The 15,126-nt window shown below is 66.2% G+C and carries 14 protein-coding genes and 1 tRNA gene; all 15 read right to left on the bottom strand.

Going from position 1 to position 15,126, the window contains the following annotated elements; all coding sequences use genetic code 11:
* Positions 1–141 (bottom strand): GTP-binding protein (locus Q7W02_13410; protein MDO8477166.1); only part of this gene is annotated, 141 nt, incomplete at its 3' end.
* A 21-nt stretch (positions 142–162) separates the two neighbouring features.
* Positions 163–2,271 carry an elongation factor G gene (fusA, locus tag Q7W02_13405; GenBank protein ID MDO8477165.1) on the bottom strand — a complete coding sequence of 703 codons (2,109 nt, stop codon included), beginning with the start codon at positions 2,269–2,271 and terminating at the stop codon, positions 163–165.
* Positions 2,272–2,353: 82 nt separating this feature from the next.
* Positions 2,354–2,821, bottom strand: coding sequence for a 30S ribosomal protein S7 (gene rpsG / locus Q7W02_13400; GenBank protein MDO8477164.1), 468 nt, complete (start codon positions 2,819–2,821; stop codon positions 2,354–2,356).
* Positions 2,822–3,208, bottom strand: coding sequence for a 30S ribosomal protein S12 (gene rpsL / locus Q7W02_13395; GenBank protein ID MDO8477163.1), 387 nt, complete (start codon positions 3,206–3,208; stop codon positions 2,822–2,824).
* A gap of 119 nt (positions 3,209–3,327) precedes the next feature.
* Positions 3,328–7,434 (bottom strand): DNA-directed RNA polymerase subunit beta', encoded by a 4,107-nt coding sequence (rpoC, locus tag Q7W02_13390; protein ID MDO8477162.1) that lies wholly within the window; start codon positions 7,432–7,434, stop codon positions 3,328–3,330.
* A 169-nt stretch (positions 7,435–7,603) separates the two neighbouring features.
* A complete protein-coding gene (rpoB, locus tag Q7W02_13385; protein MDO8477161.1) occupies positions 7,604–11,608 on the bottom strand; it encodes a DNA-directed RNA polymerase subunit beta in 4,005 nt (1,334 codons plus the stop codon).
* 123 nt (positions 11,609–11,731) lie between these two features.
* On the bottom strand, positions 11,732–12,118 hold the full coding sequence (gene rplL / locus Q7W02_13380; GenBank protein ID MDO8477160.1) for a 50S ribosomal protein L7/L12: 387 nt from the start codon (positions 12,116–12,118) through the stop codon (positions 11,732–11,734).
* Positions 12,119–12,167: 49 nt separating this feature from the next.
* Positions 12,168–12,692: a 50S ribosomal protein L10 gene (rplJ, locus tag Q7W02_13375; GenBank protein ID MDO8477159.1), complete on the bottom strand. Its 525-nt coding sequence runs from the start codon at positions 12,690–12,692 to the stop codon at positions 12,168–12,170.
* A 19-nt stretch (positions 12,693–12,711) separates the two neighbouring features.
* Positions 12,712–13,425, bottom strand: a complete 714-nt coding sequence (gene rplA / locus Q7W02_13370; protein MDO8477158.1) for a 50S ribosomal protein L1 — start codon at positions 13,423–13,425, stop codon at positions 12,712–12,714.
* Between the two features lie 88 nt (positions 13,426–13,513).
* The gene (rplK, locus tag Q7W02_13365) at positions 13,514–13,936 is read right to left on the bottom strand and encodes a 50S ribosomal protein L11 (protein MDO8477157.1); all 423 of its coding nucleotides are present in this window, start codon (positions 13,934–13,936) and stop codon (positions 13,514–13,516) included.
* A gap of 3 nt (positions 13,937–13,939) precedes the next feature.
* Positions 13,940–14,488, bottom strand: coding sequence for a transcription termination/antitermination protein NusG (gene nusG, locus Q7W02_13360; GenBank protein ID MDO8477156.1), 549 nt, complete (start codon positions 14,486–14,488; stop codon positions 13,940–13,942).
* A 25-nt stretch (positions 14,489–14,513) separates the two neighbouring features.
* Entirely contained in the window at positions 14,514–14,711 is a 198-nt protein-coding gene (gene secE / locus Q7W02_13355; protein MDO8477155.1) for a preprotein translocase subunit SecE, read from the bottom strand.
* 23 nt (positions 14,712–14,734) lie between these two features.
* Positions 14,735–14,811, bottom strand: a tRNA-Trp gene (locus Q7W02_13350).
* Positions 14,812–14,833: 22 nt separating this feature from the next.
* Positions 14,834–14,983: a 50S ribosomal protein L33 gene (rpmG, locus tag Q7W02_13345; GenBank protein ID MDO8477154.1), complete on the bottom strand. Its 150-nt coding sequence runs from the start codon at positions 14,981–14,983 to the stop codon at positions 14,834–14,836.
* Positions 14,984–14,986: 3 nt separating this feature from the next.
* Positions 14,987–15,126 (bottom strand): elongation factor Tu (locus Q7W02_13340; GenBank protein MDO8477153.1); only part of this gene is annotated, 140 nt, incomplete at its 5' end.

Here is a 15,126-nt window from a genome sequence, read left to right as displayed (position 1 = left end):
GTCCCGCACCGCCACCCCCGTGAACTTCGTGTGCAGCACCTTCGTGATCGCGGACGTCAGCGTCGTCTTGCCGTGATCGATGTGCCCAATCGTCCCAATGTTCACGTGCGGCTTCGACCGATCGAATTTCGCCTTGGCCATGACTCTCTCTCCTGTCGCGGGCTAGCGGGAACCGGCCCGAGGAGCGCCCTTGCCGGCAACCTTCGCCATGATCTCTTCGGCGATGCTCCGGGGGACTTCCTCGTAGCGGGCGAACTGCATGGTGTAGGTAGCCCGCCCCTGTGTCATGGAGCGGACGTCGGTGGCGTATCCGAACATCTGGCCAAGCGGGACGTTGGCGCGGATGACGTGAGCGTTGCCCCGGCTGTCCATGCTGACGATGCGCCCGCGGCGGCTGTTGAGGTCGCCGACGACGGCGCCCTGGTACTCCGAGGGCGCGACGACCTCGACGTCCATCACGGGCTCGAGCAGCACGGGCTTGGCCTTGCGGCAGCCCTCCTTGAAGCCCATGGACGCGGCGATCTTGAAGGCCATCTCGTTCGAGTCGACGTCGTGGTAGCTGCCGTCGGTCAGCGACACCTTGATGTCGACCACGGGGTAGCCGGCGAGCACACCTGTTTCGGCCGCTTCCCTGATGCCCTTCTCGACCGCGGGCACGTACTCGCGCGGGATGGCGGGGCCCTTGAGCTTGTTCTCGAAGACGACGCCTTCACCCGGCTCGGAGGGCTCGACCTCGAGCCAGACGTCGCCGTACTGGCCGCGGCCGCCCGTCTGCCGGACGAAGCGCCCCTGCGCTTCGGCTTTCTGGCGGACGGTCTCGCGGTAGGCGACCTGCGGCTTGCCCACATTGGCGTCGACCTTGAACTCGCGCAGCAGCCTGTCGACGATGATCTCGAGGTGCAGCTCGCCCATCCCGTGGATCAGCGTCTGGTTCGTCTCGGGGTCCACGTTGACCTTGAAGGTCGGATCCTCCATGGCGAGGCGGGCAAGCGACTGGCCGAGCTTTTCGTCGTCGGCTTTGGTCTTGGGCTCGATCGCCACGGCGATGACCGGCGCGGGGAAGTCCATCGACTCCAGCACGATGAGCTTGTTGGGGTCGCACAGCGTGTCGCCCGTGCGCGTGTCCTTGAGCCCGGGCACGGCGGCGATGTCCCCGGCCGAGATCGACTCGATCTCCTCGCGCTTGTTGGCGTGCATCCGCACGAGGCGGCCGATGCGCTCCTTCTTGTCGCGGGTCGAGTTGTAGACGCCGGTGCCGGACTCGAGCGTCCCGGAGTACACCCGGACGAAGGTCAGCTGGCCCACGAACGGATCGTTCATGATCTTGAAGGCCAGGGCGGAGAACGGCGCCTTGCTGTCGGCCGCGCGCGTCTCGTGCAGCTGCGTCTCCGGGTTGATGCCGTCCAGCGGCGGGATGTCGAGCGGCGACGGCAGGTAGTCGACGACGGCGTCGAGCATGGGCTGGACGCCCTTGTTCTTGAACGAGGCGCCGCAGATCACCGGGAAGAGCTTCATCGAGATCGTGCCCGCCCGCACGGCGGCCTTGATCTCCTCCGGGCTGACCTTCTCGCCGGCGAGATACTTCTCCATCAGGTGGTCGTCCACCTCGGCCAGCGCCTCGATCATCTTCTCCCGGTACTCGGCGGCCTGCTCCTTCACGTCCGCGGGGATGTCCACGGTATCGAAGGTCTGCCCGAGGTCCTCGCCGTCGGACCAGAGGTAGGCGACCTGCTCGATCAGATTGACCATGCCGCGGAAATTGTCCTCACGGCCGACCGGGATCTGGATCGGCACCGCGTGGGCGCCCAGGCGGTCCTTCAGCATGGCGAGACAGCGGAAATAGTCGGCGCCGACGCGGTCCATCTTGTTGACGTAGACGATGCGCGGCACCTCGTACTTGTCCGCCTGCCGCCACACGGTCTCGGTCTGGGGCTCGACACCCGACACGGCGTCCAGGATGGCGATGGCGCCGTCGAGGACCCGCAGGGAGCGCTCGACCTCCATCGTGAAGTCCACGTGGCCCGGCGTGTCGATGATGTTGATCCGGCAGTCCCGCCAGAAGGAGGTGGTCGCGGCGGACGTGATGGTGATCCCGCGCTCCTGCTCCTGGACCATCCAATCCATGGTCGCCGTGCCCTCGTGCACCTCGCCGATCTTGTAGGACCGGCCGGTGTAGTAGAGCACCCGTTCCGTGGTGGTGGTCTTGCCGGCATCGATGTGGGCCATGATGCCGATATTCCGGGTTTTCTCCAGCGGGTACTGCGCTTCCACGACGCTGCCTTCCCCTCTGCTCGGCGCTACTCAAGAGAAGAGGGGGGTCGAGGCTTCGGCCCCCCTCTTCGAATCTCGGTCGCTACCAGCGGTAGTGCGCGAACGCCTTGTTGGCCTCCGCCATCTTGTGAGTGTCTTCGCGCTTCTTCACGGCCGTCCCGCGGTTGTTGGCCGCGTCCAGCAGCTCGCCCGCGAGCCGCTCCGACATGCTCTTCTCCGCGCGGCGCCGCGCGGCTCCGATCAGCCAGCGCATGCTGAGCGCCGTCCGTCGGTCCGGGCGCACCTCGACCGGCACCTGGTAGGTCGAGCCGCCTACGCGACGCGACTTGACCTCCACCGCAGGCTTGCAGTTGTCCACGGCCGCCTTGAAGAGCTTGAGCGCGTCCTGCTTGGCCCGGTCCTCCATGGCGCCCATGGCCTCGTACATGATCTTCTCGGCCGTGCTCTTCTTGCCGCCGTACATCATCATGTTGACGAACTTTGCTACGATACGGCTCCCGTACTTGGGATCCGGCAGGATCTCCCGCTTCGCCGCCCCTGCCCGACGCATTTACGCCGCGCCCCCGGCCTTGGGCTGCTTCGCGCCGTACTTCGAGCGGCTCTGCTTTCGCCCGGCGACGCCGGCCGTGTCGAGCGACCCCCGGATGATGTGGTACCGGATGCCCGGCAGGTCCTTCACGCGGCCACCCCTGATCAGGACGATCGAGTGCTCCTGCAGATTGTGACCGACGCCCGGGATATAGGACGTGACCTCGAGGCCGTTGGTCAGCCGCACGCGGGCCACCTTGCGCAGGGCGGAGTTCGGCTTCTTGGGCGTGGTGGTGTACACGCGGAGGCACACCCCGCGCTTCTGCGGGCAAGCCTCCATGGCGGGCGTCTTGGACTTCTTCCGCACCGCCTCGCGGCCCTGCCGCACCAGCTGATTGATTGTCGGCATATCTCCCCTGTGGCTCTGATCGACCCCCCGGGTAGCCTAAGCTCCGGTCAATAGGGCCAAAACTCTAACTTTCTACCTGAAATAGGGGCCTTTGTCAAGTCGCTGACACCTGGCCCCTCCTAGCCTGCCTGGGCAATCTCCTCGCCGCCGTCGCCCTCGGCTGAGTCGGCCGCCGCCTCGGCAGGGGCCTCCTCGACGGCCACCGCGGCCTCCTCGCCGCCCTGGCTGAGCACTTCGGCCCGTGTGTAGTGGCCGAGCCCCGTGCCGGCCGGGATCAGCCGGCCGACGATGACGTTCTCCTTGAGGCCGCGCAGGTCATCCTGCTTGCCGCTGATGGCGGCTTCCGTCAGCACTCGGGTGGTCTCCTGGAACGACGCCGCCGAGATGAAGCTGTCGGTCGAGAGCGACGCCTTGGTGATCCCGAGGAGCACGGGCTTGGCCGTGGCGGCCGGCTTGCCGGCCGCGTTGGCCTTGTCGTTCTCGTCCTGGAAGACGAACTTGTCCACCAGCTCCCCCACGACGAAGTCGGTGCCGCCGACCTCCTCGATGCGAACCCGGCGCAGCATCTGGCGCACGATGATCTCGATGTGTTTGTCGTTGATGGTCACGCCCTGCAGCCGGTAGACCTCCTGCACCTCGTTCACGAGGTAGCGCTGCAGCTCCCGGTCGCCCAGGACCGCCAGGTAGTCGTGCGGGTTCGGGGAGCCGTCCATCAGCGTCTCGCCCGCCCTGACCCGGTCGCCCTCGTGGACAGAGATGTGCTTGCCGCGCGGGATCAGGTACTCCTTGGTCTCGCCGTCGTCGGCGCGGATGATGATCTTGCGCATGCCCTTGACGAAGCCGGCGAACTCGACCGCGCCGTCAATCTCGGTGATGACCGCCTGCTCCTTCGGCTTGCGCGCCTCGAAGAGCTCGGCCACCCGCGGCAGACCGCCGGTGATGTCCTTGGTCTTCGTGGTCTCGCGCGGGATCTTCGAGATGATGTCGCCCTGGTGCACCTCCACACCGTCGGCCACGAGCAGGTGGGCACCCACCGGCAGCATGTAGCGGCCGCGCGTCTCGCCGGCCGACTCGCTGTCGGGCGAGTTGTCCCCGCCGGTCGGCGCCTTGACCGACACCCGGGGCTGAAGCTTGCCCTCCTGGTCCTCGATGATCACGCGCCGGGCCAGGCCCGTGACCTCATCGAACTCCTCCCGGATCGTGACCCCGTCCACTACGTCGCGGTACGTGACCGTGCCGCTGACCTCGGTCAGGATCGGCGTTGTGAACGGATCCCACTCGACGAGCAGTTTGCCGAGAGTCACCTTGCCGTCGTCCTTGATCTTGATGCGCGCGCCCGGCACGACGGGGTACCGCTCCTTCTCACGGCCCCGCTCGTCCACCACGACGATCTCGCCGTTACGGTTGAGCACGACGATGTCCCCGTCGCGGTTCACGACGGAGCGGATGTTGTGGTACTTCACGATGCCCGCGTGCTTGGCGTCGTGCTTGGAGGCCTCGACCACGCGGCTCGCCGTGCCGCCGATGTGGAAGGTCCGCATGGTCAGCTGGGTGCCGGGCTCGCCGATCGACTGGGCGGCGATGATGCCCACCGCTTCGCCGAACTCGGCCAGGCGGCCCGTGCCCAGGTTGCGCCCGTAGCACATGACGCAGATGCCGCGCTTCGACTCGCAGGTCAGCGCCGAGCGGATACGCACGCGCTCGAGGCCCGAGTCCTCGATCCTCTGGGCCAGCTCCTCGGCGATCTCGGTACCCGCCTGGACGATGATCTCGCCCGTGAACGGGTCGCGGATGTCCTCGGCGGCCACGCGCCCCAGCACGCGGTCGCGCAGGGACTGGATGATGTCGCCGCCTTCGACCAGCGGCGCCGCGTCGATGTACTTGACCGTGCCGCAGTCGTACTCGGAGACGATGACGTCCTGGGAGACGTCCACGAGCCGCCGCGTCAGATAGCCGGAGTCGGCCGTCTTCAGCGCGGTGTCGGCGAGGCCCTTTCGGGCGCCGTGCGTGGAGGTGAAGTACTCGAGCACGGTCAGGCCTTCGCGGAAGTTGGACGTGATCGGCGTCTCGATGATCTCGCCTGACGGCTTGGCCATGAGGCCGCGCATGCCGGCCAGCTGCCGAATCTGCTGCTTCGAGCCGCGGGCGCCCGAGTCGGCCATCATGTAGATGGGGTTGAACTCGCCGCCCTGCGCGCCGCCCTCGAGCTCGCGGAACATGGCGTCGGCGATCTGATCCGTCGTGTGCGCCCAGATGTCGACGACTTTGTTGTAGCGCTCACCGTTGGTGATGACGCCGTCCTGGTACTGCTGCTCGACCTCGTTGACCTGCTTGCGGGCGCGCTCGATCAGCTCGCCCTTCGCCGCGGGAATGTGCATGTCCTGGATGCCGATCGAGAGACCCGACAGCGTCGCATAGCGAAAACCGATGTCCTTCAGGTCGTCCAGGAAGGCGACCGTCGCCTCGTTGCCGAGCCGGTTGTAGCAGTCGGCGATGAGCGCGCCGATCTCCTTCTTCTTGAGCTCCTTGTTCACGAAGCGCAGCGGCTCGGGCACAACGTCGTTGAGCAGCGTACGCCCGACTGTCGTGTTGATGACTGCGCCATTGTACCGGAGCCGGATCCTCGCCTGCAGATCCACGTCCTCGTTGTCGTAGGCGATGCGGACCTCTTCCGGGTCGGCGAAGAGCCGCCCCTCGCCCTTGACGCCCGCCCGCTCCTTGGACAGGTAGTAGATGCCGAAGACTATGTCCTGCGTCGGGATGGCCACGGGGGCGCCGTTCGAGGGCGACAGGATGTTGTTGGCCGACAGCATCAGCACCTGCGCCTCCATCTGCGCCTCCATGGAGAGCGGAATGTGCACGGCCATCTGGTCGCCGTCGAAGTCGGCGTTGAACGCGGTGCAGACCAGGGGGTGGATCTCGATGGCCTTGCCCTCGACCAGGATGGGCTCGAAGGCCTGGATGCCGAGACGGTGGAGCGTCGGCGCGCGGTTCAAGAGCACCGGGTGCTCCGTGATGACCTCCTCGAGGATGTCCCACACTTCCGGCCGCTCCTTCTCGACGAACTTCTTGGCGGCCTTGATGGACGAGGCGATGCCGCGCTCCTCGAGCTTTCGGAGGATGAAGGGCTTGAAGAGCTCGAGCGCCATCTTCTTCGGCAGGCCGCACTGGTGGAGCTTCAGGTACGGGCCGACGACGATGACCGAACGGCCGGAGTAGTCCACGCGCTTGCCGAGCAGGTTCTGCCGGAAACGTCCCTGCTTGCCCTTGAGCGTGTCCGACAGCGACTTGAGCGGTCGGTTGTTGGGGCCTGTGATGACGCGGCCGCGGCGGCCGTTGTCGAACAGCGCGTCGACGGCCTCCTGCAGCATCCGCTTCTCGTTGCGGATGATAATCTCCGGGGCCCGCAGCTCCATGAGCCGCTTCAGCCGGTTGTTGCGGTTGATGACGCGGCGGTAGAGGTCGTTGAGGTCCGAGGTCGCGAAGCGGCCGCCGTCCAGCGGCACCAGCGGGCGCAGCTCGGGCGGGATCACCGGCAGCACCTCGAGGATCATCCACTCGGGCTGGTTGCCGGACTTGAGGAAGGCCTCGACGACCTTCAGGCGCTTGACGATCTTCTTCCGCTTCTGCACGGAGGTCTCGACGCCCATCTGGGTGCGCAGCTCGCGCGCGAGCAGGTCCATGTCTATGGCGCGCAGCAGCTCTCGGATCGCCTCAGCGCCCATGCCGACCGTGAAGGCGTCGTGGCCGTGCTCGTCCTGGAGCTTGCGGGTCTTGTCCACCGCCACCAGATCCTTCTTCTTCAGCCCCGGCACCTTGCCGGGCTCGAGGACGACGTACTCCTCGAAGTACAGGATCTTCTCGAGCTCGCGCAGCGACATGTCCAGCAGCTGGCCGATCCGCGAGGGCAGGCCCTTGAAGAACCACACATGCGAGACGGGCGACGCGAGCTCGATGTGTCCCATGCGCTCGCGGCGCACCCGGGCGCGCGTCACCTCGACGCCGCACTTGTCGCAGATCACGCCGGCGAACTTCATGCGCTTGTACTTGCCGCAGGCGCACTCGTAGTCCTTTGTCGGCCCGAAGATGCGGGCGCAGAACAAGCCGTCGCGCTCGGGCTTGAAGGTCCGATAGTTGATCGTTTCCGGCTTCTTGACCTCGCCGTGCGACCAGTCGCGGATCTTCTGCGGCGCGGCCAGCTTGATGCGGATCGCGCCGAAGGTCATGGGCTTCGGGTGCCGATCGAGGATCCCCCACAGGTCCTTCGTGGGCTTCTCGTCCCGAACCAGGCTTCCGAATGTCCGATCCGTCAGCATTCTGGGAATCTCCTTTTTCTAAGTTCGCCTCGGACGGCGGGGCCCCAGCCCCGCGACGCCCTGCGGCTCACACTACAAGCTAGGCCGGCTTCTTGCCGTCCTTGGGCACGAGCTCCACGTCCAGGGCCAGGCTCTGCAGCTCCTTCACGAGCACGTTGAAGGATTCCGGCGTGCCGGGCTCCAGGAAGTTCTCTCCCTTCACGATGGCTTCGTAGATCCGGTTGCGGCCCTCGACGTCGTCCGACTTGACCGTGAGCATCTCCTGCAACGTGTGGGCCGCGCCGTACGCCTCGAGCGCCCACACCTCCATCTCGCCGAAACGCTGGCCGCCGAACTGCGCCTTGCCCCCCAGCGGCTGCTGGGTGACGAGGGAGTACGGCCCGATGGACCGCGCGTGCATCTTGTCGTCCACCAAGTGGGCCAGCTTGAGGATGTAGATCTGACCGACCGTCACCTCCTGGTGGAAGGGCTTGCCGGTGCGCCCGTCGCACAGGCGCGTCTTGCCGGAAACGGGAAGACCCGCCTGCGTCAGATGACCGCGGATCTCGCTCTCCGTGGCGCCGTCAAACACCGGGCTCGCCACCCAGATCCCGAGGGCCTTGGCCGCCCACCCGAGGTGGGTCTCGAGGATTTGCCCCACGTTCATGCGCGAGGGCACGCCGAGCGGGTTCAGCACGATCTCGACCGGCGTACCGTCGGGCAGGTACGGCATGTCCTCCTCGGGCAGCACCCGGGAGACGACGCCCTTGTTGCCGTGGCGGCCGGCCATCTTGTCGCCGACCGAGAGCTTGCGCTTCACGGCCATATAGACCTTGACCATCTTGATGACGCCGGGCGGCAGGTCGTCGCCGCGGCGAAGCCGGCCGACGCGCTCCTCCAGCATACGGTCGAAGAAGGCGATCTGGTCGTCCGCCAGATCCTCGATGCGCTTGATGGTGTTGGTCAGCCCATCATCTTCCTTGATCTTGATCTTCTTCAGCTCGTGCCAGGAGAAATTCTCCAGCTCGGGCCGGTCGATCTTGTCGCCCTTCTTGGCGATCCGGTCCTTCTTGATGGGGTCGGCGAGGTCCTGCGTCAGCGTCTTGCCCACCAGGATGTTCTTGAGCTTCTGGTCGCGCTCGAGCTCGACCATGGCGATCTCGTCCTGGTAGTCCTTCTCCAGGCCCGCGACCTCCTCTTCTTCGATGGACTTGGCGCGCTCGTCCTTGTCAACGCCGCGACGCGAGAAGACCTTGACGTCCACCACCGTGCCCTCGATGCCCGGGGGCACCGTTAGCGACGTGTCGCGCACGTCGCCCGCCTTCTCGCCAAAGATCGCTCGCAACAGCTTCTCCTCGGGCGTCAGCTGTGTCTCGCCTTTCGGCGTGATCTTGCCGACGAGGATGTCGCCGGCCTTGACCTTGGCGCCGATGCGCACGATGCCGGAGTCGTCGAGGTCCTTCAACGCCTCCTCGGAGACGTTCGGGATGTCGCGCGTCACCTCTTCCTTGCCCAGCTTGGTGTCGCGCGCCTGGACTTCGAACTCCTCGATGTGGATGGAGGTGTAGCGGTCGTCCTTGACGAGCCGCTCCGAGACCAGGATCGCGTCCTCGAAGTTGTAGCCGCCCCACGGCATGAAGGCGACGAGCACGTTGCGCCCGAGGGCCAGCTCGCCCTGGTCGGTGCCGGGCCCGTCGGCGATGACATCGCCGGCGTGGACCCGGTCGCCCTTCCTCACGATCGGCCGCTGGTTGATGCAGGTGTTCTGGTTCGAGCGGCGGTACTTCGTCAGGTTGTAGATGTCCAGCGGCAGGTCCTGGACGGGGTCGGCCTTCTTGGAGCGCGTCTCGGCGCGCACCACGACGCGATTGGCTGAGACGTACTCGACCACGCCGGGCCGCCGGGCCAGCACGACCGCGCCAGAGTCACGCGCGACGATGTGCTCCATGCCCGTGCCGACGTACGGCGCCTCCGGCTGCAGCAGGGGCACCGCCTGGCGCTGCATGTTCGAGCCCATGAGGGCGCGGTTGGCGTCGTCGTTCTCGAGAAACGGCACCATGGCGGCCGCCACCGACACGAGCTGCTTCGGCGACACGTCCATGTAGTTCAACTCCTCGGGGGAGACCATCTTATACTCGCCGCTCTTCCTGGCCGACACGCGGTCGCGCACGAAGCGGCTGCGGGCGTCCAGCTCGGCGTTGGCCTGCGCGATGACGAACTGCTCCTCCTCGAGCGCGGACAGGAACACGATCTCGTCCGACACCGCGCCGCCCTGCACCTTCCGGTACGGCGTCTCGATGAAGCCGAACTCGTTGATCCTGGCATACGTCGACAGCGACGAGATGAGGCCGATGTTCGGGCCTTCAGGCGTCTCGATGGGGCAGATCCGCCCGTAGTGCGTCGGGTGGACGTCGCGCACCTCGAAGCCGGCGCGCTCGCGCGACAGACCACGCGGCCCGAGGGCCGAGAGGCGGCGCTTGTGGGTCAGCTCGGCCAGCGGGTTCGTCTGGTCCATGAACTGGCTGAGCTGCGAGGAGCCGAAGAACTCCTTGACCACCGCCGAGACGGGCTTGGCGTTGATCAGGTCGTGGGGCATCAGGTTCGTGATGTCGGAGATCGACATCCGCTCCTTGACGGCCCGCTCCATGCGCGTGAGCCCGACCCGGAATTGGTTCTCCAGCAGCTCGCCCACCGACCGGACGCGGCGGTTGCCGAGGTGGTCGATGTCGTCCGTGGACTTGGTGCCGAGCCGAACCTGGAGGAGATGGCGGATGACGTACACGACGTCCTCGCCGCGCAGAGTCTTGGCGTTGAGATTGGCGTTGATGCCGAGTTTCTTGTTGATCATGAAGCGGCCCACCCGCGCCAGGTCATAACGGCGCGGATCCATGAACATCCCGCGGAACAGCGCGCGGGCCGACTCCACCGTGGGCGGGTCGCCCGGGCGGAGGCGCCGGTAGATCTCGACGAGCGCCTCGTCCGGGTTCTTGAAGTGGTCGCGGACCAGCGTCTCGTAGATCGACGCGTCCGCCTTCCCGGGCGCCATCGTCAGCAGCTTGAGCGCCGAGATCTTGCGCGCCATGAGCTGCGCCAGGAGCGTCTGCGTGATCTCCTGGTTGGTCTCGACCAGCACCTCGCCGGTGTCGGCATCGACGACGCGGTCGCCCGTGCGGCGGCCCACCAGCGAGTCGGCCTTGACCGGGATCTTCGTGACTCCCGCCTCCAGGAGCTTCTCGATCAGCTTGGGATTGAGCGCCTTGCCGCTGGCAACCATCGGCTCGCGGTGCCGCGGCGGCTTGACGTCATCAGCGACCTTGACGCCGTTGTGGGCCTCGGGGTGCAGCTTGACCCAGGCGGTGCGGTCCTCGAAGCTCAAGACCTCCTCGAGCTCGTAGAACTGCCCGAGTATCTCGGCGTCCGAGAGGACAACGCCCTTCTCGAGGAACGTGAACGCGCGCAGGAAAGCCGTCGCCAGCATCTTGCGGCGGCGATCCACGCGGACGAAGAGGATGTCGTTGGCGTCGAACTCGAACTCGACCCACGACCCGCGATAGGGGATGACGCGCGCCGAATAGAGCAGCTTGCCCGAGGCGACGGTCTTGCCCTTGTCGTCGTCGAAGAAGACGCCGGCCGAGCGCTGCAGCTGCGACACCACGACGCGCTCGGTGCCGTTGATGATAAAGGTGCCCTTGTCGGTCATCAGCGGCAGCTCGCCCAGGTAGACCTCCTGGCCGCGCTGCTCGCGGATGGTGCGGGTCTTTGCCTCCTTATCGTGGTCGTAGACCACGAGCCGCAGCGTCACCTTGAGCGGGATGGCGAATGTCATCCCGCGATCGTGGCACTCCTCGACCGTGTACTTCGGATCGCCGAAGTGGAAGCTGTCGAACTCGAGCAGGGCGTTGTCGTTGTAGTCCGCGATGGGGAACACGGACTTGAACACCGCCTGCAGCCCCGTCTCCTCGCGGCGATCGGGCGCCACGTCCTTCTGCAGAAACTGCTCGTACGACCGCTTCTGGATCTCGATGAGATTCGGGATCTCAACGATGGACGGAATCTTGCCGAAGTCCTTGCGCACCCGGCGTCCGCACTGGATCGTGCCTGCCATACACCCTCCGCGCCCCGACGGCATCTAGCCGCCGGGTGCTCAACCCCGCCGGACGGGCCGGGGCCACACGTTGGTCGAGGGGGGCGCGGGCCCCCGTTCTATGCTCTCCCGCGCGTGCGGAGGCTACCTCACTTCGACCGTCGCCCCGACCTCCTCGAGCTTCTTCTTCACGTCCGCGGCCTCGACCTTGGCCACCTTCTCCTTGACCGGCTTGGGCGCGCCGTCGACGAGATCCTTGGCTTCCTTGAGGCCGAGGCCCGTCAGCTCGCGCACGACCTTGATCACCTGGATCTTCTTCTCGCCAGCCGCCATGAGGACGACGTCGAACTCCGTCTTCTCCTCGGTTGCCGCCGCGCCGCCGGCCGCCGCCGCGCCGCCGACCGCCGGGGCGGCTACCGCCGCCGCCGCCGACACGCCCCACTTCTCCTGCAAAAGCTTCGAAAGCTGGGACGCCTCCAGCAGCGTCAGCGTGTCCAGCTTCTCCGCGATCTCTTCGATGTTCGTCGCCATGTCATCCGCCTCCGTGTGTGGTTGCTACGTCGTGATATGAAAGCCTGTCTCAGGCCGAATCGGCTGCGCCCTTGCCCCGGGCCTCGAGCACGTACACGATCTCCCGGAGCGGCGCCTGCAACAGGCTCACAAGCTGAGCCATCGGTCCCTGCAGGGCGCCCACGATCTGGCTTCGGAGCTGCTCCTTGGACGGAAGGTCCGCCAACGCCTTGAGCTCCGCCGGCTGAACGACCTTGCCCTCCACCAGCCCGAGCTTGATCTGCAGCTGCGGGTGGGTCTTGACGAAGGCCTGCAGCGCCTTCGCCACCGCCACCGGGTCCTGCTTGGTGAACACGAGTCCCGTCGGGCCCTTGAGGTGCACGCCGAGCGCGTCGAGGGCCGAGCCCTTGACGGCGAGGCGGGCCAAGCGGTTCTTGACCACCTTGTACTCCGCCGCGGCGCCCTTGAGCTGCTTGCGCAGGTCCGACAGCTGCTGGACGCTGAGCCCGCGATACTCGGTCAGCACCACGGTCTTGGCGGTGCCCAGCCGCTCCTTCAAGGCCTCGACGCTCTCCACTTTCGCTTGAGTCGGCACGTCCCCGCTCCTTGTCCGGCTAGATCTGCTTCTTGAACTGGTTCGCGACCCGCTGGGCGTCCACCGGGATGCCAGGCCCCATGGTCGTGGACAGCGTCAGCGAGCGCAGGTACACGCCCTTTGACGCCGCCGGCTTGGCCTTGACGATGGCTTCCAGCAGCGCCATCGCATTGGCAACGAGGCTCTCCTGCGGGAATGACTTCCTGCCCACCTGCACGTGGACGTTGCCGGCCTTGTCCGCGCGAAATTCGACCTTGCCCGCTTTGACCTCCCGCACGGCGCGGCCCACGTCGAACGTCACGGTGCCCATCTTCGGGTTAGGCATGAGCCCGCGCGGGCCCAACACCTTGCCGAGCCGGCCGACCTGCCCCATGAGGTCGGGCGTCGCGATGGTCGAGTCGAAGTCCATGAAGCCGCCCTGGATCTTCTCGACCAGGTCCTCGGCGCCCACCACGTCGGCCCCGGCCTCGCGCGCCTCGCGCTCCTTCTCACCCTTCGCGAACACGGCCACGCGCACCGTCTTGCCGATGCCGTGCGGCAGCACGATGGCGCCGCGGACCATCTGGTCGGCGTGCTTGGGGTCGACCCCGAGCCGGAGCGACAGATCGACGCTCTCGTCGAACTTCGCCGGGGGCGCCTTCTTCACGATGTCCATCGCCTCCTCGACCGAGTACGTCTTCGCCCGGTCGATCAGCGCCTCTGTCGCCTTCAGCCGCTTCGTCATCACTGGCATATCGGAGCTCCAATCTCGATCATTTCACCGCTCGTCTCGCGACCCTCGTGCCTTCGGCAACTCGGCCGCCGCTCATCTCGCACTGCCGTCAAACGACATCGATGCCCATGCTGCGGGCCGTGCCTTCGACCGTGCGCATGGCGGATTCGATCGAGTCCGTGTTGAGGTCCACCAGCTTGGTCTGGGCGATCTCGCGAACCTGGGCGCGCGTGACCTTGCCGATCTTGTCCTTGTGCGGCACGGCCGAGGCCTTGGCGATGCCCGCGGCCCGCTTGAGCAGCACGGCCGCCGGGGGCGTCTTCACCACGAAGGTGAAGGACCGGTCCTGGTAGATCGTCACCACCACGGGCAGGATCAGCCCCTCCTGAGACCCGGTCTGGGCATTGAAGCCTTTGCAGAATTCCATGATGTTGACCCCGTGCTGGCCAAGCGCGGGACCCACCGGCGGCGAAGGGTTGGCCTTACCCGCCGGGATCTGCAGTTTCACCATCGCCTGAACTTTCTTCGCCATGGATCAGAGCCTCTCCACCTGGTAGTACTCGAGCTCCACCGGCGTCATCCGCCCGAAGATCGCCACCATCACCTTGAGCTTCCCGCGCTCCGGGTTGAGATCGTCGATCGAGCCCTGGAAGTTCACGAACGGTCCCTCGATGACCCGCACCTTGTCCCCCTTCTGGAAGGTGGACTTGAGCTTGGGCTTCTCGGCGCCTTCCTCCATCTGCTTCAGAATGCCCTCGACCTCTTCCGCCGGCAGCGCCACGGGCTTGGAGCCCGAACCCACGAACCCGGTCACCTTGGGCGTTGAGCGCACCAAGTGCCAGGTGTCGTCGGTCAGCTCCATCTCCACGAGCAGGTAGCCCGGGAAGAATTTCTGCTCGGTCTCGATCTTCTTGCTCTTCCGGATCTCACGAACCTTCTCCGTCGGGACGATGACCCGCCCGAAGAAATCCTGAAGGTTGAAGATCTTCGCCCGCGATTCGATCGCCGCCGCCACCTTGTTCTCGAACCCCGAGTAGGTGTGGACGACGAACCACTGCTTCGCCGACGTGCTGGTCTCGCTCATGCCCGAATGACCCCCGTGCCTTGAACTAACCCCACCGAAGGACCCGCTCCACGATCCACGAGAGCCCCATGTCCACGGCCGCCAGGAACACGGCCAGCACCACCACCACCGCGAGGACCACGACGGTCGAGTTGGCGACCTCGGCCCTGTTGGGCCAACTCACCCGCCGGAACTCCCCCGCCACCTCGTGGACGAACTGCTTGACGCGCTCGAAGAATCCCATGACCTCTCACTGGTTCCCGAATCTGGCAGGCGTGGAGGGATTCGAACCCCCATCCCCCGGATTTGGAGTCCGGTGCTCTAGCCGTTAGAGCTACACGCCTACAAATCTTGTAATGTTCCGCCCTACTTCGATTCCTTGTGCGGAGCGTGCTTCCTGCACCACTTGCAGAACTTCTTGATCTCCATGCGGTCCGGATGGGTCCGCTTGTTCTTCGTCGTCGTGTAGTTCCGCCGCTGGCACTCGGTGCACGCGAGCGAGATGATGTCGCGCATCGCCTACTCCGCGATCTCCGCGACGACGCCGGCGCCCACGGTGCGCCCGCCCTCGCGGATCGCGAACCGCAGCTCCTTCTCCATCGCCACCGGCTGGATCAGCTCGATCGTCATCGTCACGTTGTCCCCCGGCATCACCATCT

The organism is Candidatus Rokuibacteriota bacterium, from assembly GCA_030647435.1.
Taxonomy (GTDB): Bacteria; Methylomirabilota; Methylomirabilia; order Rokubacteriales; family CSP1-6; genus AR37.
The sequence above is the reverse complement of the archived record's forward strand: the minus strand, read 5'-3'. Positions and strand labels throughout refer to the sequence as shown.